This window comes from Cellulosimicrobium sp. SL-1, from assembly GCF_011033075.1.
Taxonomy (GTDB): Bacteria; Actinomycetota; Actinomycetes; order Actinomycetales; family Cellulomonadaceae; genus Cellulosimicrobium; species Cellulosimicrobium funkei.
Genome location: NZ_JAACJC010000006.1, coordinates 256,675 through 275,488, shown reverse-complemented (window position 1 = coordinate 275,488; position 18,814 = coordinate 256,675). Strand labels below are relative to the sequence as shown.

Sequence of the window (18,814 nt, the reverse complement as noted above, 5' to 3'; positions counted from 1 at the left end):
GAACGGAACGGTGCCACCAGGTGAGACCGGCCAAGATCACGCCAGAGCACAACCCTCTGCGCGACCCCCTCGACCTGCGCCTGCCCCGGATCGCGGGCCCGTGCGGGCTCGTCATCTTCGGCGTCACGGGCGACCTCGCCCGCAAGAAGCTCATGCCCGCGGTCTACGACCTCGCCAACCGCGGGCTGCTCCCCCCGGGCTTCGCGCTCACGGGCTTCGCGCGCCGCGACTGGGAGGACCAGGACTTCGCGCAGGTCGTGCACGACGCCGTCAAGGAGCACGCGCGCACGCCGTTCCGCGAGGCGACGTGGCGCCAGCTCTCCGAGGGCATCCGGTTCGTCCAGGGCTCGTTCGACGACGACGAGGCGTTCGAGCGCCTGCGCGAGACGGTCGAGACGCTCGACGCCGAGCGCGGCACGGGCGGCAACCACGCGTTCTACCTGTCGGTCCCGCCGAGCGCGTTCCCCGTCGTGTGCCGCCAGCTCGCCGAGTCGGGACTGTCCCGCTCGGCGGAGGACGCCTGGCGCCGCGTGGTTATCGAGAAGCCGTTCGGCCACGACCTCGCGAGCGCGCGCGAGCTCGACGCCGTCGTGTCGGAGGTCTTCCCGCCCGACTCGGTCTTCCGCATCGACCACTACCTCGGCAAGGAGACGGTCCAGAACCTCCTCGCCCTGCGCTTCGCCAACCAGATGTTCGAGCCCATCTGGAACGCGAACTACGTCGACCACGTGCAGATCACGATGGCCGAGGACATCGGCATCGGGGGCCGCGCCGGCTACTACGACGGCATCGGCGCCGCGCGCGACGTCATCCAGAACCACCTGCTCCAGCTGCTCGCGCTCGTCGCGATGGAGGAGCCGGTGTCGTTCGACGCGCCCTCCCTGCGGGCCGAGAAGATCAAGGCTCTCTCCGCCGTGCGGCTGCCGCGCGAGCTGTCCCGGCACACCGCCCGCGGGCAGTACGCCGCCGGCTGGCAGGGCGGCGAGGAGGTCATCGGCTTCCTCGAGGAGGACGGCATCCCCGACACCTCCACCACGGAGACGTACGCGGCGATCCGCGTCGACATCGACAACCGCCGCTGGGCGGGCGTCCCCTTCTACCTGCGCACGGGCAAGCGCCTCGGGCGCCGCGTGACCGAGGTCGCCGTCGTGTTCAAGAAGGCTCCGCACCTGCCGTTCGAGAGCTCGCAGGCGTCCGACCTCGGGAACAACGCGCTCGTGATCCGCGTCCAGCCGGACGAGGGCGTCACGATGCGCTTCGGCGCCAAGGTCCCTGGCACCGCGATGGAGGTCCGCGACGTGACGATGGACTTCGGCTACGGGCACGCGTTCACCGAGTCCTCGCCGGAGGCGTACGAGCGCCTCATCCTCGACGTCCTGCTCGGCGACCCGCCGCTGTTCCCCACGCGCGAGGAGGTCGAGCTCTCCTGGAAGATCCTCGACCCGATCACCGCGCACTGGGCGGCGAAGGGCAAGCCCGAGCAGTACCGGTCGGGCACGTGGGGTCCGGCGTCCGCCGACGCGATGCTCGCGCGCGACGGCCGCGCCTGGCGGCGCCCGTGACCGCGCCGGCGCCCGCCGAGCGGGCCGCGCGCACCCGAGAGACCCCCCGACCCCGTCGTGCGCCGGTACGCGGCACGACCCTCCGACCGGCGAGGACCCCGCGATGATCATCGACCTGCCCGACACGACGACGAACGCGGTGAACAAGCGCCTCGTGCGCCTGCGCGACGAGGGCGGCGCGATCGCGCTGGGCCGCGTCCTCACGCTCGTCGTCATCGCGCGCGAGTCCGACGTCGAGACGTCGATCGAGGCCGCGAACGACGCGAGCCGCGAGCACCCGTGCCGCGTCATCGTCGTCGCGCCGTCCGGGCGCAGCGCGACGCCGCACCTCGACGCGCAGATCCGCGTCGGCGGCGACGCGGGCGCGTCCGAGGTGGTCGTGCTCCGCACCGCCGGGCCGCTGCTCGAGCACGCGGACACGCTCGTCATGCCGCTCCTGCTGCCTGACGCGCCCATCGTCGTGTGGTGGCCGGGCCAGCCGCCCGCGTCCCCCGACGACGACCCGGTCGGCGCCATGGCGCAACGGCGCATCACCGACTCGATCACCGCGAAGGACCCCGAGGCGACGCTCGCGCAGCTCGCGCAGACGTACGGACCGGGCGACTCCGACCTCGCGTGGGCCCGCGTGACGCTGTGGCGCGGCCTCATCGCCGCGGCGCTCGACCAGCCGCCCTACGAGCCGGTGACGAGCGTCGTCGTCGAGGGCCAGGCGAAGCACACGTCGCTCGACCTGCTCGCCGCGTGGCTGGGTTCGCGCCTGCGCTGCCCGGCGCAGGTGGTGCGACGGCGCGGCGCCGAGGCGATCACGCGCGTGACCCTCGAGCGCAAGAGCGGCCCGATCGTCCTCGACCGCCCCGACGGCCGCACGGTGACGATCAGCCAGCCGGGCAAGCCCGACCGCCGCGTCGCGCTGCCCATCCGGACGCTCAGCGAGGCCCTCATCGAGGAGCTCCGCCGCCTGGACCCTGACGAGATCTACGGCGAGGTGCTCACCAAGGGCCTGCAGAAGGTGGGCGCATGACCGCCGCGGGGCCGGGCACCCCGGCGCGCCTCGTCGTCGTGCACCCCGACGCCGGCGTGCTCGCCGAGGCGGTGGCGTCGCGCCTCGTGACCCGCCTGCTCGACGTGCAGTCGGTCCGCCGGCCCGTGCACGTCGTGCTGACGGGTGGGACCGTCGGGATCGCGAGCCTGACCGCGCTCGCGCGCCACCCCGCGCGCGACGCCGTCGACTGGTCGGGCGTGCACGTGTGGTGGGGCGACGAGCGCTTCCTCGCGTCCGGCGACGGCGAGCGCAACGAGACGCAGGCGCGCGCGGCGCTGCTCGACCACCTGCCGCACCTCCCGCCCGAGAACGTGCACCCGATGCCGGCCGCGGGCGCGGCGGCGACGCCCGAGGAGTCGGCGACCGCGTATGCGGCGACACTCGCGGAGCACGCGCCGGACGGCGAGCAGGTCCCGGCCTTCGACGTCCTGCTGCTCGGCATGGGCCCCGACGGCCACGTCGCGTCGCTCTTCCCCGACCACCCCGGGCTCGACGTGACGGGCACCCCGACGGCGGGCGTCCACGGCTCCCCCAAGCCGCCGCCCGAGCGCGTCACGCTGACGTTCGAGGCGATCGCGCGGGCCCGTCAGGTGTGGGTGGTCGCGGCGGGCGCCGAGAAGGCCCCCGCGGTGGCGTCGGCCCTCGCCGGCGCGCCGGTGCGCGAGACCCCGGCCGCCGCGGTCGCGGGGACGGAGGCCACGCTGTGGCTCGTCGACGTCGCCGCGGCCGGCACCGGGACCCCGACCGAGACGGACGAGGGGCGCGCGTGACGACCGGCGGCGAGCACCCGGCGGACCCCGCGGCCACGTGGGACGCCGTCGACGCGTACTTCGCGCCCCTGGTGGCCGAGGACGACGTGCTCGCCGCCGCGTCGGCGCGCGCCCGGGACGCCGGGCTCCCGGAGATCCAGGTCTCCCCCGCCCAGGGCCGGCTGCTGCAGCTCCTCGCGCTCGGGTCGGGCGCGCGGCGGATCCTCGAGGTCGGCACCCTGGGCGGCTACTCGACGATCTGGCTCGCCCGGGCCCTGCCCGCCGACGGCACGCTCGTCACGTGCGAGATCGACCCGGCGCACGCCGCCGTCGCGCGCGAGTCGCTGGCCGCGGCCGGCCTCTCCGGGACGGTCGACGTCGTCGTCGGCCCGGCCGCCGACACGCTGCGGGGGCTCGTCGCGGACGGCGCCGCGCCGTTCGATCTCGTGTTCGTCGACGCGGACAAGCCCTCGAACCCGGTCTACCTCGACCTCGCGCTGCGGCTCTCGCGCCCCGGGACGCTCCTCGTCGTGGACAACACCGTCCGCGGCGGGGCCGTCGCGGACGCGGCGAGCACCGACCCGAACGTGCTCGGCGTGCGGGAGATGGCGGACCGCGTCGTCGCGGACCCGCGCCTCGACGCCACGGCCGTGCAGACCGTCGGGTCCAAGGGCTACGACGGCTTCGTGCTCGCGCGCGTGCGCGGCTGAGCCGCTACCCGTACCGCCCGGGCGGGGTTCAGCGGCCGCGGCGGGCGCGCAGCGCGGCGAGCGCCTCGTCGAGGATCGCGACGCCGTCCTCGTCGCTGCGCCGCTCCTTCACGTACGCGAGGTGCGTCTTGTAGGGCTCGTTGCGCGACGGCGTCGGCGGGTGCTCCTGGTCCTGACCGGCCGGGAACCCGCACCGCGGGCAGTCCCAGGTCTCCGGCGCCTCGATGCCCGCCTCCGACGAGAAGCTGGGTCGCGTCTCGTGGCCGTTGGCGCACCAGTACGACACCCAGAAGCGCGGCGCGATCTCGCCGCGCTCGGACTCCCCGAGCGGTCCCGCCCCGACGCGCGACCCTCGGATCGCGTTACCACCTGCCACGTGCTCTCTCCCCCGTCCGTGCCGCCGTCGGCACTCGTTCCTGCCCGGACCGCGCGACCGTGCGCGGCTTGCCCCCTGCCGACTGCGGACTCTCCTGCCGTCCCGACGACGCCCCGGTGGGCGCGTGCGGTCAGACGACCTTCTGGAGGAGACCCAGGAGCACGATGACGACGGCCCAGACGAGGGCGAACGCCACGGTGATGCGGTTGAGGTTGCGCTCGGCGACGCCGGAGCTGCCCACGGAGCTCGAGATCCCGCCGCCGAACATGTCGGAGAGGCCGCCGCCCTTCCCCTTGTGCATGAGCACGAGCAGGGTGAGGAAGGCGCTGGTCAGCACCAGCAGGATCTGGAGGATGATGCGCAGCACGTCCACGAGTACGTCCTTGAGGCTCAGGGCCGGCCCGACCGATGTCGGGACCGACCGCACGGTTGTCGTGCACGGGCGTGACCCGCGGCACAGGGGACAAGAGTAGGCGACGCGAGGCCGCCGCGGCCAACCCCGTCCGCCGTCGTCCCCGGACGGCGGCCGACGGCCCCAGGACGCGGTCCCGGGGCCGTCGGTGCGGGATGCGAGGCGGAGGTCAGGCGCCGGTCGCGTGCGACTGGTAGCGCGCGATCTTCGCGAACTCCTCGGGGTCGAGGCTCGCGCCGCCGACGAGCGCACCGTCGACGTCGGGCTGCGCCATGATCGCGGCCACGTTCGAGGACTTCACCGAGCCGCCGTACAGGATGCGCGTCGCGTTCGCGAGGTCCGCGTCGTAGAGGTCGCCGAGGGCGCCGCGGATCGCACCGCAGACCTCCTGGGCGTCCTCGGGCGTCGCTACCTCGCCCGTGCCGATGGCCCACACGGGCTCGTACGCGATGACGAGCGTCGCGAGCTGGGGGGCGGGGATGCCCGCGAGGGCGCCCTCGACCTGGGCGAGCGTGTAGGCGATCTGCTCGCCGGCCTTGCGCACGTCCAGGCCCTCGCCCACGCACAGGATCGGGGCGATGCCCTGACCCACGGCGGCGACGATCTTCTCGTTCACCAGGGCGTCGGTCTCGCCGTGGTACTGGCGGCGCTCCGAGTGCCCGATGGCGACGTAGCTCACGCCGAGCTTGGCCAGCATCGACGCCGAGATCTCGCCCGTGTACGCGCCCTCGGCGTGCGCCGAGACGTCCTGCGCGCCGTACTTGAGCTCGAGCTTGTCCGCGTCCACGAGCGTCTGCACCGACCGGAGGTCGGTGAACGGCGGGAGCACGGCGACCTCGACGGCCGCGTAGTCGTGCTTCGCGTCCTTCAGGGTCCACGCGAGCTTCTGCACGGTGTGGGTCGCCTGGTGGTGGTCCAGGTTCATCTTCCAGTTGCCCGCCATGAGCGGGGTGCGGGTGTTCGCCACGGGTCCTTCTTCTCTCTGTGGGGCCCGCGCCGCCCGCGGGAGCGGGCGGCGCGGAGGGGTACGGGGGGCGGTCAGCCCTCGAGGACGGAGATCCCCGGCAGGTCCTTGCCCTCGAGGAACTCGAGGCTCGCGCCGCCACCGGTCGAGATGTGGCTGAAGCCCGCCTCGTCGAAGCCGAGGATCCGGACCGCGGCGGCCGAGTCGCCGCCGCCGACGATGGTGAACGCGCCGTTCGACGTCGCGTCGACCAGGGCCTGGGCCACGGCGCGCGTCCCGCCCGAGAACGCCTCGAACTCGAACACGCCGGCGGGGCCGTTCCAGACGACGGTCTTCGCGTCGACGATCTTGCTCGCGAAGAGTTTGGCCGACTCGGGGCCGATGTCGAGGCCGATCTTGTCGGCCGGGATCGCGTCCGCGGCGACGACCTCGTGCGGCGAGTCCGCGGCGAACGCGTCGGCCACCACGATGTCCGTCGGCAGGACGATCTCGACGCCGTTCTTCTCCGCGTCCGCGAGGTAGCCCTTGACCGTGTCGATCTGGTCCTCCTCGAGGAGGGACTTCCCGACGCCGTAGCCCTTCGCCGCGAGGAACGTGAACACCATGCCGCCGCCGATGAGCAGGCGGTCCGCCTTGGTGAGCAGGTTCGCGATGACGCCCAGCTTGTCGGAGACCTTCGAGCCGCCGAGCACGACCGCGTAGGGGCGCTGCGGGTCCTCCGTCGCCTTGCGCAGCGAGTCGACCTCCTTGAGGACGAGCTCGCCCACCGCGGACGGGAGCACCTGCGCGACGTCGTAGACCGACGCCTGCTTGCGGTGCACGACGCCGAAGCCGTCGGAGACGAAGACGTCCGCGAGCTGCGCGAGGTCGCGGGCGAGCGCCTGGCGCTCCGCGTCGTCCTTCGACGTCTCGCGCGGGTCGAACCGGATGTTCTCCAGCAGCGCGACCTCGCCGTCGCCGAGCGCGGCGACCGTCTCGCGCGCCGAGTCGCCGACGACGTCCTGCGCCAGGTGCACCGGCACGCCGAGCAGCTCGCCCAGGCGGGCCGCGACGGGCGCGAGGGAGTACTTCGGGTCCGGCTCGCCCTTGGGGCGGCCGAGGTGCGCGGTGACGATGACCTTCGCGCCCGCGTCGGTCAGCTTCTTCAGCGTCGGGAGCGCGGCGCGGATGCGCCCGTCGTCCGTGATGGTCGTCCCGTCGAGCGGGACGTTGAAGTCGGAGCGGACGAGGACGCGCTTGCCGCGCAGGTCGCCCAGGGAGTCGATGGTCTTCATACGGTCTCCTACGGTTCTGTCGCCGTCGTGCGGGACGCCTGCAGGCAGCCGGCCCGGCCCGCACATGAGGACGTCCGCGTGCGCGTCACCGGGCGGTGCCGGGACGCGCACGCGGACGCATGGTGCTACGCAGGGATGTGCTGCGTCAGCAGGTGGCTCAGAGCTTCTCGCCGACCAGGGCGGTCAGCGCGACGAGGCTGTTCGAGTAGCCCCACTCGTTGTCGTACCAGGAGACGACCTTGACCTGGTCGCCGATCACCTTCGTGAGCTTCGAGTCGAAGATGCTCTGGTGCGGGTTGGTGACGATGTCGCTCGACACGATCTCGTCGTCGACGTACTCGAGGATGCCCTTGAGCGGGCCCTCGGCCGCCGCCTTGAGCGCGGCGTTGACCTCGTCCACCGTGACCTCGCGCGAGGCGGTGAAGGTGAGGTCGGTCGCCGAGCCCGTGATGACCGGGACGCGCAGCGCGTAGCCGTCCAGCTTGCCCTTGAGCTCGGGCAGGACGAGCGACACGGCCTTGGCCGCACCCGTCGAGGTCGGGACGATGTTCTGCGCGGCGGCGCGGGCGCGACGCAGGTCGCGGTGCGGGCCGTCCTGGAGGTTCTGGTCACCCGTGTAGGCGTGGATCGTGGTCATGAGACCACGCTCGATGCCGATCGAGTCGTTGAGCGCCTTCGCCAGCGGGGCGAGGCAGTTCGTGGTGCACGACGCGTTCGAGATGATGTGGTGCGCGGCCGGGTCGTACTGGTCCGAGTTCACGCCCATGACGAAGGTGGCGTCCTCGTTCTTGGCCGGGGCCGAGATGATGACCTTCTTGGCGCCGGCGTCGATGTGCGCCTTCGCCTTGGTCGCGTCGGTGAAGAAGCCGGTCGACTCGATGACGATGTCGGCGCCGAGCTCGCCCCAGGGGAGGTTCGCCGGGTCGCGCTCCGCGAGCGCACGGATCTTCTTGCCGTCGACGATGATGTTGTCGTCGTCGAAGTCGACGCTCAGCGGGAAACGGCCGAGGACCGTGTCGTACTTGAGCAGGTGCGCGAGCGTCTTGTTGTCCGTGAGGTCGTTCACGCCGACGATCTCGATGTCGGCGCCCGACTCGACGATGGCGCGGTAGAAGTTCCGTCCGATACGACCGAAGCCGTTGATACCGACGCGGATGGTCACAATGCCCTCCTCAGGGCGCGCCGGTTGTCCCGACGCACACGGTTGATGCCGAACGATCACGTACGCCGTCGTACGCAGGTGGTGATCGCGCCCGTGCCCCGCTGCCCGGATCCCGGCACAGCACCCTCCGTGCTCGTGGACCGTCACGGCGACAGCCGGGACCACCCACGCCCACGAGGGGTGTCAGCGAAGGAGCACGTCGTTGTCACCTGACACTGACGAGCCTATACCAACACCACTCCGTCATGTGACCTGAATCCCATGCTTCGGGACCATCGTCCCGCCGGTGCGTGACGTCCAGGGGACGGGCGCCACGGTGGCGGCCGAGCGGCGCGACGGTCGCGGGCGGAGGGCCGCGCTCCTCAGAGGTCGAGCAGCTCCGGGCTCAGCCCCGCCTCGGTGTCCGGGATGCCGAGCTCGGCGGCGCGCTTGTCCGCCGTCGAGAGCAGGCGCCGGATGCGCCCCGCGACGGCGTCCTTGGTGAGCGGCGGGTCCGCGAGCTGGCCGAGCTCCTCCAACGACGCCTGCTTGTGCGCGAGGCGCAGCTCGCCCGCTTCGCGCAGGTGCTCCGGCAGGTCGGGGCCGAGGATCTCGAACGCCCGCTCGACCCGGGCGCCTGCCGCGACGGCGGCGCGCGCGGAGCGGCGCAGGTTGGCGTCGTCGAAGTTGGCGAGCCGGTTCGCCGTGCCGCGCACCTCACGACGCGCGCGACGCTCCTCCCAGACGAGGACCGCCTCGTGCGCGCCGAGGCGTGTGAGCAGCGCGCTGATCGCGTCGCCGTCGCGGATCACCACGCGGTCGATCCCGCGGACCTCGCGCGACTTGGCGGACACCCCGAGGCGCCGGGCCGCGCCGACGAGCGCGAGGGCGGCCTCCGGGCCGGGGCACGTGATCTCGAGGGCCGACGAGCGCCCGGGCTCCGTGAGGGACCCGTGGGCCAGGAAGGCGCCGCGCCACGCGGCCTCTGCCTCCTCCACGCCGCCGGAGACGACCTGCGGGGGCAGCCCGCGCACGGGCCGGCCGCGCTGGTCGAGGAGGCCCGTCTGGCGGGCCAGGGACTCGCCGTCGCGCACGACCCGCACGACGTACCGGCTGCTCTTGCGCAGCCCTCCGGCGGACACCACGATCAGCTCGCTGGTGTGGCCGTAGACGTCGGCGATGGTCTCGCGCAGGCGCCGCGCCGCGATGGCCGTGTCGAGCTCGGCCTCGATGACCACACGACCCGAGATGAGGTGCAGGCCGCCCGAGAAGCGGAGCATCGCGGACACCTCCGCCTTGCGGCACGAGGTCTTGTCCACCCTCAGTCGTGCCAGCTCGTCCTTCACCTGTGCCGTGAGCGCCATGCGGGACATCCTGCCACCGATGGGAGCGTGTCGCGGCGGCGTCCCGGAGCGCGGGGGCGGCCGCCGTGGTGTCCGGATCGCACCGTGGCGAGGGCCCGTCGCGCGCCCGGCCGTGGGGGTCGCAGCAGGCGGCGAGTGCTCAGGGGGCGGGCGAGCCGACGTCCCCGAGGACGTCGTCGAACACGTCGCGGTAGGCCGCCGCGAGGCGCAGCGCGTCGTGCCGCGGCGTGCCGTCCCCCCGGCGGACCTGGCGCAGCAGGAGCCGGGCGCCCATGCGCGCCGCGGCCTCCGCGAGCTGCTCGGTGTCCTCGACGGCGGACGGGTCGGCCACGACGGCGTCGATCCGCAGCTCCGGCGCGTGCTTGTGCAGCACCTCCAGGTGTTCCGTCGCGGTGAGACCGAACGTCTCCCCCGTCTCGCTCGACAGGTTGAGCGTGACGCACCGGCGTGCCGAGGTCTCGTGCAGGGCTCGCGCGAGCTCGGGCACGAGCAGGTGCGGCATCACCGACGAGAACCACGACCCGGGGCCGAGCACGACCCAGTCCGCCTCCTCGACGGCCCGCACCGCCTCCAGGCACGCGGGCGGGTCGGCGGGCACGAGCCGGAGCTGCTCGATGCGGTCGTGGGTGACCGCGACGCGGCTCTGCCCGACGACCGTCTCGAGCCGGCCATCCGCCCAGACGTCCGCCTCGATCCGGAGCGGCACCGCCGCCATGGGGAGCACGCGCCCCCGCGCCCCGAGGAGCTTGCCGACCCAGTCGAGACCGGCCACCGGGTCGTCGAGCAGCTCCCACAGCGCGACGATGAGCAGGTTGCCCACCGCGTGGTTGTCGAGGTCGCCCTGCGACGTGAACCGGTGCTGCAGGAGCGCGCTCCACGTGCGGCCCCACTCGGAGTCGTCGCACAGGGCCGCGAGCGCCATGCGCAGGTCTCCCGGCGGCAGGACGCCGAGCTCCTCGCGCAGGCGTCCCGAGGAGCCGCCGTCGTCGGCGACGGTGACGACCGCCGTGAGGCGGTCGGACATGAGCCGCAGTGCCGACAGGCTCGCGGAGAGCCCGTGGCCGCCGCCCAGGGCGACGACGGCGGGGTTGCGCAGGTTGACCACGGCGCCGGTCACTCCTTGCCGAGGTCGCGGGCCGTGACGATGACGCGCTGCCCCTGGGCGCGCAGGCGTGCGGCTATCGCCTCGCTGATCGCGACGGACCGGTGCTTGCCGCCCGTGCAGCCGACGGCGATGGTCACGTACCGCTTCTCCTCCCCCAGGTAGCCGGCCAGCACGGGCTCGAGCGCGTTCACGTACCGGTCGACGAACTCGAGCGCGCCGGGGCGCCCGAGCACGTAGTCGCGAACGGGCGCGTCCCGGCCGGTGAGGTGGCGCAGCTCGGTGATCCAGTAGGGGTTGGCGAGGAACCGCACGTCGACCACGTGGTCCGCGTCGAGCGGCAGCCCGTACTTGAACCCGAACGAGACGACGTTGATGCGCAGCGTCTCCGGCGTTCCGTCGGCGACGGCGGCGCGCACCTCGCGCGCGAGGTCGTGCACGGTGAGCTCGGACGTGTCGATGACGACGTCGGACCGCTCCTCCAGGCTCGCGAGCAGACGGCGCTCCTCGGCGAGACCGTCGAGGATGCGCCCCTCCCCCTGCAGCGGGTGCGGGCGCCGGACCTGCTCGTAGCGCCGCACGAGCACCTCGTCGGACGCGTCGAGGAACAGGATGCGGTAGAACACGCCGCTCTGGCGCAGGTGGTCGAGCACCTCGACGAGGTCGGTGAAGAACTCGCGCCCGCGCACGTCGACGACGGCCGCGATGCGCTCGAGCGTCGAGCCGGACCGTGTCATGAGGTCCACGAGCGGGACGATCATGCGCGGCGGCAGGTTGTCGACGACGTACCAGTCGAGGTCCTCCAGCACGGCGGCGGCCCGGGTGCGGCCGGCACCCGACATGCCCGTGATGATGAGCACCTCGGCCTCGCTCGGCTCGGGGGCGTGGGTCGCGGCCTCGATCGCGGGGATGCCGCTGGGGACGGTGGTCGGGGAGGGCTCCGGCACGCGGGCAGGCTGGCCCTGCGGGCTGAGGTCCGGGGTCGGCTCCGAGGTCATGCCCCCAGCATGCCAGCCGTCACGCGCGGGCCGCGGCCTCGTCCTGCGCCGGAGTGTCCTGGGAGGGCCGGTCGTCCGTGGTCCCGCCGCCGAGCGCCGCGACGACGGCCTGCGCCGTCCGCTCGCCCATGCCGCGGACGCTCGCGATCTCCTCGACGCTCGCGGCGCGCAGCCGCTTGAGGGAGCCGAAGTGCTTGAGCAGCGCGGTGCGTCGCGCCGGGCCGAGGCCGGGGACGTCGTCGAGCACCGAGGCCGTCATGCCCTTGCTGCGCTGCCTGCGGTGCTGGGCGATCGCGAAGCGGTGCGCCTCGTCGCGGACGCGCTGGAGCAGGTACAGGCCCTCGGAGGAACGCTGGAGGATGACGGGGTACTCCTCCCCCGGCAGCCAGACCTCCTCGAGCCGCTTGGCGAGGCCGCACAGCGCGACGTCGTCGATGCCGAGGTCGGCCAGGGCGCGCGCTGCGGCGGCGACCTGCGGCGGCCCGCCGTCGACGACGACGAGGTTCGGCGGGTACGCGAAGCGCGCGCGCCGGTCCACGGGGGCGTCGGGGTCGACCTCGCCGCTGCGCGGCACGTAGCCCGCCGCCTCCGCGGCACGCTCCGCCCGGCGCGCCGCGGCGTCGGACCCGTCGGCGACGTCGTCGGCCTCGAGGTCCAGCTCGACCTCGCCCGAGCGCGAGCGGTCGGACAGGTAGCGCTTGAAGCGGCGCGAGATCACCTCGTACATCGCCGCCGTGTCGTCGGCCGCGCCGTCACCGTCCGGGCCGCGGACCGTGAAGTGCCGGTACTCGCTCTTGCGCGCGAGCCCGTCCTCGAAGACCACCATCGAGGCGACCTGGTACGTGCCCTGGTTGTGCGAGACGTCGTAGCACTCGATGCGCAGCGGCGCCGTCTCGAGCTCGAGCGCCTCCTGGATCTCGCGCAGCGCCTGGCTGCGGGTCGTGAGGTCGCCCGCGCGCCGCGTGCGGTGCAGCGCGAGCGCGTGCTCCGCGTTGGCGCGGACCGTCGCGGCGAGCTCCTTCTTGTCGCCGCGCTGCGGCACCCGGACGTCGACCCGCGCGCCCCGCAGCCCGGAGAGCCACGTGGTGACCTGGTCGGTGTCCGGCGGCAGGACGGGGACGAGGACCTCGCGCGGCACGGCGTCGCGCGCGAGGTCGCGCCCGGCGCGCGTCCCGGCGTCCGCCGCCACGGCCTCCTCCGCCGCGCCGTACACCTGCTGGAGCAGGTGCTCGACGAGCTCGGCGTCCGTGACGTCCTCGACCTTCTCGACGATCCAGCCGCGCTGACCCCGGATGCGACCGCCGCGCACGTGGAACACCTGGACGGCCGCCTCGAGCTCGTCGCCCACGAGCGCGAACACGTCTGCGTCGGTGCCGTCGCCGAGCACGACCGCGTTCTTCTCCGTCGCGCGCTGGAGCGCGACGATGTCGTCGCGCAGCCGCGCCGCGGCCTCGTACTCCATCGCGGCGGCGGCCTCGTTCATCTTGCGCTCGAGCCGGCGCACGAACCGCTGCGTGTCGCCCGCCATGAAGTCGCAGAAGTCCTCCGCGAGCGCCTTGTGGTCCTCGGGCGTGATGCGACCGACGCACGGCGCCGAGCACTTGTCGATGTAGCCGAGCAGGCACGGCCGGCCCGTCTGGTGGGCGCGCTTGAAGACCCCCGCCGAGCACGTGCGCACGGGGAACACCCGCAGCAGGAGGTCGAGCGTCTCGCGGATCGCCCAGGCGTGGCCGTAGGGCCCGAAGTACCGCGTGCCGGGCCGCTTCGCGCCGCGCATCACCTGGGCGCGCGGGAACTCCTCGCCCATGGTCACCGCGAGGTACGGGTACGACTTGTCGTCGCGGTACTTGACGTTGAACCGCGGGTCGAACTCCTTGATCCACGTGTACTCGAGCGCGAGCGCCTCGACCTCGGTGCCGACGACCGTCCACTCGACCGACGCGGCCGTCGTGACCATCGTCTGGGTGCGGTGGTGCAGGTTCGCGACGTCCTGGAAGTAGTTCGACAGGCGCGCGCGCAGGTTCTTGGCCTTGCCGACGTAGATCACGCGGCCGTGCTCGTCGCGGAACCGGTAGACGCCCGGCGACGTGGGGATCTCCCCCGGCGCAGGGCGGTACGTCGCGGGATCTGCCATGTTCTCCAGCCTAGGTCAGGCCACCGACGCCGGTGGCTGTGGGGGTGGGGCGGCCCGTGGACGCGGGGACGCGGCGACGACGCCGTGTGACGCGCGTCACCGGCCGTTAGGGTGTCGGCCATGAGCGCACAGCACGGCTACGCCGCGACGACCCGCTGGACCGGCGCGGGCGACCGCGGCACCGCGTCCTACACCGCCTACAGCCGCGACCACGAGGTGCTCCTCGACGGGAGGCCGCCGCTGCCTGGCTCCGCGGACCCGGCGTTCCGCGGCGACCCGACCCGGTACAGCCCCGAGGAGCTGTTCCTCGCGAGCCTGTCGCAGTGCCACATGCTGTGGTTCCTCCACCTCGCGGCGGCGGCGGGCGTCGTCGTGCGCGAGTACGTCGACGACGCGACCGGCACCATGCGGGTCGAGTCCGGGGGCGAGGGCCAGTTCACGGACGTCACGCTGCACCCGCGCGTGGTGGTCGACGACGGACCCGGCACGGACGAGGCGGCGCTGGCGGCCCTCCACCAGCGCGCGCACGACCACTGCTTCATCGCGCGCTCGGTGAACTTCCGCGTGCTCGTCGAGCCGGCGCCCGCCCGGCGCGCCGCCGCCTGACGCCGGGCGCGGCGAGCACGCGGCGAGCGCCGAGCACGCCGCGCGGGTGCGGGCCTGGTCGACCCGCACCCGTGCCGCTCCGTGGCTAGGCCGCAGACGCCTTGCGGCGCCCCGTCTTCGGCTTCTCGTCGGTCGCCCGGCGCGCCGCCGCGGACCGGCCCTTCGTCGATTTGGCGGCCTTCGCCGCAGGCGCCGACACACCGGAGGACGCCGACGGCGCGGGCCCGACGGGCACGGGGTCGTGCCTCTCGAGGATCTCCGCGAGGAAGCGCCCGGTGTGGCTCGCCTCCACGCGCGCGACCTGCTCGGGCGTCCCCTGCGCGACGACCTTGCCGCCGCCGGAGCCTCCCTCGGGGCCCATGTCGACGACCCAGTCCGCGCTCTTGATGACGTCGAGGTTGTGCTCGATGACGAGGACGCTGTTGCCCTTGTCGACCAGCGACTGGAGCACGCCGAGCAGCTTGCGGATGTCCTCGAAGTGCAGGCCCGTCGTCGGCTCGTCGAGCACGTAGATCGTGCGGCCCGTCGAGCGCTTCTGCAGCTCGCTCGCGAGCTTGACGCGCTGCGCCTCGCCGCCCGAGAGCGTCGGGGCCGGCTGCCCGAGCCGGACGTAGCCCAGCCCGACCTCGACGAGCGTCTTGAGGTGCCGCGAGATCGCGGGCACGGCCGCGAAGAACTCGGACGCCTCCTCGATCGGCATGTCGAGCACGTCCGCGACGGTCTTGCCCTTGAAGTGCACCTCGAGCGTCTCGCGGTTGTAGCGCGCGCCGTGGCACACCTCGCACGGCACGTAGACGTCCGGGAGGAAGTTCATCTCGATCTTCAGCGTGCCGTCGCCCGAGCACGCCTCGCAGCGGCCGCCCTTGACGTTGAACGAGAACCGGCCCGGCGTGTACCCGCGCACCTTGGCCTCGGTCGTCTCCGCGAACAGCTTGCGCACGTGGTCCCACACGCCGGTGTACGTCGCGGGGTTCGACCGCGGCGTGCGCCCGATCGGGCCCTGGTCCACGTGCACGACCTTGTCGAGGTGCTCGAGGCCGGTGACGCGCGTGTGGCGGCCCGCGACCTGCCGGGCCCCGTTGAGCTCGTTGGCGAGCACGGTGTAGAGGATCGAGTTCACGAGCGTGGACTTGCCGGAGCCGGAGACGCCCGTGACCGCGGTGAACGTGCCGAGCGGGAAGCTCACGTCGATGCCCGTGAGGTTGTGCTCGCGCGCGCCGACCACCTTGATCTGACGGCCCGGGTCCGTCGGGCGCCGCTGCGCCGGCAGCGGGATGCTGCGACGCCCCGACAGGTACGCGCCCGTGACGGACTCCGGCGCCTCGAGCAGGCCCGCGTAGTCGCCCGAGTGCACGACGCGCCCCCCGTGCTCCCCCGCGCCCGGGCCGATGTCGACGACCCAGTCCGCGGTGCGGATGGTGTCCTCGTCGTGCTCGACGACGATGAGCGTGTTCCCGAGGTCGCGCAGGCGCGTGAGCGTCTCGATGAGCCGGCGGTTGTCGCGCTGGTGCAGGCCGATGCTCGGCTCGTCCAGCACGTAGAGCACGCCGACCAGGCCCGAGCCGATCTGCGTCGCGAGCCGGATGCGCTGCGCCTCCCCGCCCGAGAGCGTCGCGGCCGGTCGCTCGAGCGAGAGGTAGTCGAGGCCGACGTCGAGCAGGAACCCGAGGCGCGCGTCGATCTCCTTGAGGACCTCGGTCGCGATGGCGCGCTCGCGCGCTCCCAGCTCGAGCGACCCGAGGAACGCCGCGGCCTCGCGCAGGGGCAGGCGGCACACGTCCCAGATGGACCTGCCGCCGACCTTGACCGCGAGCACCTCCGGCTTGAGCCGGGCCCCCTGGCACACGGGGCACGGGACCTCGCGCATGAAGGCCTCGTACTTCTCCTTCGACCAGTCCGACTCGGTCTCGGTGTGCCGGCGCTCGAGGAAGGTGATGACGCCCTCGAAGCCGGTCGAGTACTGCCGCTCACGGCCCCAGCGGTTCTTGTACCGCACGTGCACCTGGTGGTTCTGGCCGTGGAGCACGGCCTTCTTCGCGCGCTCGGGCAGTGCGCGCCACGGCGTGTCCATGGAGAAGCCCAGGTCGTCCGCGAGCGCCGTGAGGACGCGCTCGAAGTACTCCGACGAGATCTGCGCCCACGGCGCGACCGCGCCCTCGCGCAGCGACTTCTCGTCGTCCGGCACCACGAGGTCCGGGTCCACCTCGAGGCGGAACCCGATGCCCGTGCACTCCGGGCACGCGCCGTACGGGGCGTTGAAGGAGAACGTGCGCGGCTCGATCTCGTCGAGCGCGAGCTCGTGGTCGTTCGGGCACGCGCGCTTCTCCGAGAAACGGCGCTCCCGGGCCGGGTCGTCCGCGTCCGCGTCGACGAGCTCGACGACGACGAGCCCGCCCGCGAGCCCGAGGGCCGTCTCGACCGAGTCGGTGAGCCGGCGCTGGACGCCCTCGCGCGCGACGAGGCGGTCGACGACCACCTCGATGTCGTGCTTGAGCTTCTTCTCGAGCGCCGGGACGTCCGTGAGGGTGCGCACCTCGCCGTCGACGCGGGCGCGGGCGAAGCCCTTGGTCTGCAGCTCCTTGAAGAGCTCGGAGTACTCGCCCTTGCGGCCGCGCACGACCGGGGCGAGGACCTGGTAGCGCGTGCCCTCGGGCAGCTCGAGGAGGCGGTCGACGATCTGCTGCGGGGTCTGCGCGGTGACGCGCTCGCCGCACACCGGGCAGTGCTGCGTCCCCGCGCGCGAGAACAGCAGGCGCAGGTAGTCGTAGACCTCGGTGATGGTGCCGACGGTCGAGCGCGGGTTGCGGTTCGTGGACTTCTGGTCGATCGAGACCGCGGGCGACAGGCCCTCGATGAAGTCGACGTCCGGCTTGTCCATCTGGCCGAGGAACTGGCGCGCGTACGCGGACAGCGACTCGACGTACCGGCGCTGCCCCTCCGCGAAGATGGTGTCGAAGGCGAGCGACGACTTGCCCGAGCCGGAGAGCCCCGTGAAGACGATGAGCTTGTCGCGCGGGAGGTCGAGGTCGACGTTGCGCAGGTTGTGCTCGCGGGCACCGGAGATGACGAGGCGATTGCTCACCGCAGCATCGTACGGCGGACCACCCACACTCGCACAGGTGTTCGACGTCACCTCCGCACGGCACCCGGCGAACGCACACGAGCGCCCCACGTCCGCGCGCTCCGCCGCGACCCGGGTCACCGCGGCCCGGGGTCGCGGCGCACCGCCCGCCGCGAGCGGACGGCACACTGGGCGCATGACGTACACCGGACAGGTCGCCGTCGGCGGCCCGCACGACCTGCGACGCCTCGACGAGGTCGAGATCCGCAAGCTCGCCGTCGGACCGCTCGCCAACGACGTCTATCTCCTCACGTGCCGGCGCACCGGCGCCCAGCTCCTCGTCGACGCAGCCGACGCGCCCGACGACGTGCTCGGCCTCGTGCGGGCGGGCTCGCCGTCGGGACGGCTCGACGGCGTCGTCACGACGCACCGGCACGCCGACCATCTCCGGGCGCTCGCGCCGGTCGTCGGTGCGACGGGCGCGTGGTCGGCTGCCGGCGAGCCCGACGCGGACGCGGTCGCCGCGGCGTCCGGCGTACCCGTCGAGCGCCGCCTACGCCACGGGGACGTGCTGCGGGTGGGCGCGATCGACCTCGAGGTCGTGGCGCTGCGCGGGCACACGCCGGGATCCGTCGCCCTCGCCTACCGCGAGCCGGACGACGTCGCCGAGCCCGAGGCCGCGCCCGGCCGGGTGCACCTGTTCACCGGGGACTCGCTCTTCCCCGGCGGGGTCGGGAACACCGACCGCGACCCGGCGCGGTTCGCGAGCCTGCTGTCCGACGTCGTCGAGCGGGTCTTCGACCGGTTCGACGACGCCACGTGGGCCTATCCCGGTCACGGCGCCGACACGACGCTCGGTGCCGAGCGGCCGCACCTCGCCGAGTGGCGTGAGCGGGGCTGGTAGCGCGTGGCCGGTGGCGCGGGACCGGTAGCGGGCGGCAGGCAGCACGGGGCGCAGCCGAGGCGCGGACCCCGCCCCGCGCCGTCGGGCCGGCCTGGTTCACTGGTTCCATGCCGATCCACGCCGTCACCTACGTCTACGCCGACCGCAGCGCCGAGCTCGACGCCCTGCGACCCGAGCACCGCGAGTTCCTCGCCGACCTCCACACCCGGGGCACGCTGCTCGCCTCCGGTCCGCTTCCCGCCCACGAGGGCGCGCCCGCCGGAGCGCTGCTCGTCCTCGACGGGGAGACGCCCGACGCCGTCGCCGCGGTCCTCGACGAGGACCCCTTCGCGCGCGCCGGGCTGGTCGCACAGCGCGCGGTCCGCCCGTGGTCGCCGGTGATCGGCGACTGGGCGGACCGCGTCTGAGCCGGGCC

Annotated in this window: 17 protein-coding genes; 7 read left to right on the top strand and 10 right to left on the bottom strand. The window is 73.5% G+C overall.

The annotated features are described in order from the left end of the window. Nucleotides 1-20: 20 nt before the first annotated feature. The 4 genes from zwf (at nucleotide 21) to GWJ10_RS11505 (ending at nucleotide 4,063) form a co-directional block, all read left to right on the top strand. Nucleotides 21-1,562 (top strand): glucose-6-phosphate dehydrogenase, encoded by a 1,542-nt coding sequence (zwf, locus tag GWJ10_RS11520; RefSeq protein WP_163187529.1) that lies wholly within the window; start codon nucleotides 21-23, stop codon nucleotides 1,560-1,562. A gap of 103 nt (nucleotides 1,563-1,665) precedes the next feature. Next, the gene (gene opcA / locus GWJ10_RS11515; protein WP_034655766.1) at nucleotides 1,666-2,583 is read left to right on the top strand and encodes a glucose-6-phosphate dehydrogenase assembly protein OpcA; all 918 of its coding nucleotides are present in this window, start codon (nucleotides 1,666-1,668) and stop codon (nucleotides 2,581-2,583) included. Further along, complete coding sequence (gene pgl, locus GWJ10_RS11510) at nucleotides 2,580-3,374, top strand: 6-phosphogluconolactonase (RefSeq protein WP_061267766.1); 795 nt, start codon at nucleotides 2,580-2,582, stop codon at nucleotides 3,372-3,374. The genes opcA and pgl overlap by 4 nt, the downstream gene beginning before the upstream one ends. Continuing rightward, complete coding sequence (locus tag GWJ10_RS11505) at nucleotides 3,371-4,063, top strand: O-methyltransferase (protein WP_061267765.1); 693 nt, start codon at nucleotides 3,371-3,373, stop codon at nucleotides 4,061-4,063. The genes pgl and GWJ10_RS11505 overlap by 4 nt, the downstream gene beginning before the upstream one ends. 28 nt (nucleotides 4,064-4,091) lie before the next feature. Here the strand turns inward: GWJ10_RS11505 and GWJ10_RS11500 are convergent, their stop codons facing one another. From GWJ10_RS11500 to uvrC, 9 genes are all read right to left on the bottom strand, one after another. After that, nucleotides 4,092-4,439: an RNA polymerase-binding protein RbpA gene (locus tag GWJ10_RS11500; protein WP_021481809.1), complete on the bottom strand. Its 348-nt coding sequence runs from the start codon at nucleotides 4,437-4,439 to the stop codon at nucleotides 4,092-4,094. A gap of 130 nt (nucleotides 4,440-4,569) precedes the next feature. Continuing rightward, the gene (secG, locus tag GWJ10_RS11495; RefSeq protein ID WP_021481808.1) at nucleotides 4,570-4,812 is read right to left on the bottom strand and encodes a preprotein translocase subunit SecG; all 243 of its coding nucleotides are present in this window, start codon (nucleotides 4,810-4,812) and stop codon (nucleotides 4,570-4,572) included. Between the two features lie 208 nt (nucleotides 4,813-5,020). Beyond that, the gene (gene tpiA, locus GWJ10_RS11490; protein ID WP_074806672.1) at nucleotides 5,021-5,818 is read right to left on the bottom strand and encodes a triose-phosphate isomerase; all 798 of its coding nucleotides are present in this window, start codon (nucleotides 5,816-5,818) and stop codon (nucleotides 5,021-5,023) included. 71 nt (nucleotides 5,819-5,889) lie between these two features. Continuing rightward, nucleotides 5,890-7,089 (bottom strand): phosphoglycerate kinase, encoded by a 1,200-nt coding sequence (locus GWJ10_RS11485; RefSeq protein ID WP_076404795.1) that lies wholly within the window; start codon nucleotides 7,087-7,089, stop codon nucleotides 5,890-5,892. 157 nt (nucleotides 7,090-7,246) lie between these two features. Then, nucleotides 7,247-8,251 carry a type I glyceraldehyde-3-phosphate dehydrogenase gene (gene gap, locus GWJ10_RS11480; RefSeq protein ID WP_021481805.1) on the bottom strand — a complete coding sequence of 335 codons (1,005 nt, stop codon included), beginning with the start codon at nucleotides 8,249-8,251 and terminating at the stop codon, nucleotides 7,247-7,249. 362 nt (nucleotides 8,252-8,613) lie between these two features. Beyond that, nucleotides 8,614-9,594, bottom strand: a complete 981-nt coding sequence (whiA, locus tag GWJ10_RS11475; RefSeq protein WP_034655142.1) for a DNA-binding protein WhiA — start codon at nucleotides 9,592-9,594, stop codon at nucleotides 8,614-8,616. A gap of 139 nt (nucleotides 9,595-9,733) precedes the next feature. Further along, a complete protein-coding gene (yvcK, locus tag GWJ10_RS11470; protein WP_076405020.1) occupies nucleotides 9,734-10,699 on the bottom strand; it encodes a uridine diphosphate-N-acetylglucosamine-binding protein YvcK in 966 nt (321 codons plus the stop codon). 8 nt (nucleotides 10,700-10,707) lie between these two features. Then, entirely contained in the window at nucleotides 10,708-11,694 is a 987-nt protein-coding gene (gene rapZ, locus GWJ10_RS11465) for an RNase adapter RapZ (RefSeq protein WP_051028082.1), read from the bottom strand. Nucleotides 11,695-11,713: 19 nt separating this feature from the next. Then, nucleotides 11,714-13,828, bottom strand: coding sequence for an excinuclease ABC subunit UvrC (gene uvrC, locus GWJ10_RS11460; RefSeq protein ID WP_163187527.1), 2,115 nt, complete (start codon nucleotides 13,826-13,828; stop codon nucleotides 11,714-11,716). Nucleotides 13,829-13,948: 120 nt separating this feature from the next. Here uvrC and GWJ10_RS11455 point away from each other — a divergent pair, with 120 nt between their 5' ends. Further along, nucleotides 13,949-14,434, top strand: a complete 486-nt coding sequence (locus GWJ10_RS11455; RefSeq protein ID WP_076405019.1) for an OsmC family protein — start codon at nucleotides 13,949-13,951, stop codon at nucleotides 14,432-14,434. Between the two features lie 85 nt (nucleotides 14,435-14,519). Here the strand turns inward: GWJ10_RS11455 and uvrA are convergent, their stop codons facing one another. Beyond that, nucleotides 14,520-17,516 carry an excinuclease ABC subunit UvrA gene (uvrA, locus tag GWJ10_RS11450; RefSeq protein ID WP_163187525.1) on the bottom strand — a complete coding sequence of 999 codons (2,997 nt, stop codon included), beginning with the start codon at nucleotides 17,514-17,516 and terminating at the stop codon, nucleotides 14,520-14,522. 175 nt (nucleotides 17,517-17,691) lie between these two features. On the opposite strand from uvrA, the gene GWJ10_RS11445 reads away from it, so the two are divergent. Together GWJ10_RS11445 and GWJ10_RS11440 are read left to right on the top strand one after the other, a co-directional pair. Next, a complete protein-coding gene (locus tag GWJ10_RS11445; RefSeq protein ID WP_043651202.1) occupies nucleotides 17,692-18,399 on the top strand; it encodes an MBL fold metallo-hydrolase in 708 nt (235 codons plus the stop codon). Nucleotides 18,400-18,506: 107 nt separating this feature from the next. Further along, nucleotides 18,507-18,806, top strand: a complete 300-nt coding sequence (locus GWJ10_RS11440) for a YciI family protein (RefSeq protein ID WP_163187523.1) — start codon at nucleotides 18,507-18,509, stop codon at nucleotides 18,804-18,806. Nucleotides 18,807-18,814 lie beyond the last annotated feature (8 nt).

Excerpts from the sequence above, each read along its gene's own strand:
- GWJ10_RS11485 (WP_076404795.1), bottom strand. The coding sequence starts at position 7,089 with ATGAAGACCATCGACTCCCTGGGCGACCTGCGCGGCAAGCGCGTCCTC.
- opcA (WP_034655766.1), top strand. The coding sequence starts at position 1,666 with ATGATCATCGACCTGCCCGACACGACGACGAACGCGGTGAACAAGCGC.
- whiA (WP_034655142.1), bottom strand. The coding sequence starts at position 9,594 with ATGGCGCTCACGGCACAGGTGAAGGACGAGCTGGCACGACTGAGGGTG.
- GWJ10_RS11440 (WP_163187523.1), top strand. The coding sequence starts at position 18,507 with ATGCCGATCCACGCCGTCACCTACGTCTACGCCGACCGCAGCGCCGAG.
- rapZ (WP_051028082.1), bottom strand. The coding sequence starts at position 11,694 with ATGACCTCGGAGCCGACCCCGGACCTCAGCCCGCAGGGCCAGCCTGCC.
- uvrC (WP_163187527.1), bottom strand. The coding sequence starts at position 13,828 with ATGGCAGATCCCGCGACGTACCGCCCTGCGCCGGGGGAGATCCCCACG.
- GWJ10_RS11445 (WP_043651202.1), top strand. The coding sequence starts at position 17,692 with ATGACGTACACCGGACAGGTCGCCGTCGGCGGCCCGCACGACCTGCGA.
- pgl (WP_061267766.1), top strand. The coding sequence starts at position 2,580 with ATGACCGCCGCGGGGCCGGGCACCCCGGCGCGCCTCGTCGTCGTGCAC.
- GWJ10_RS11455 (WP_076405019.1), top strand. The coding sequence starts at position 13,949 with ATGAGCGCACAGCACGGCTACGCCGCGACGACCCGCTGGACCGGCGCG.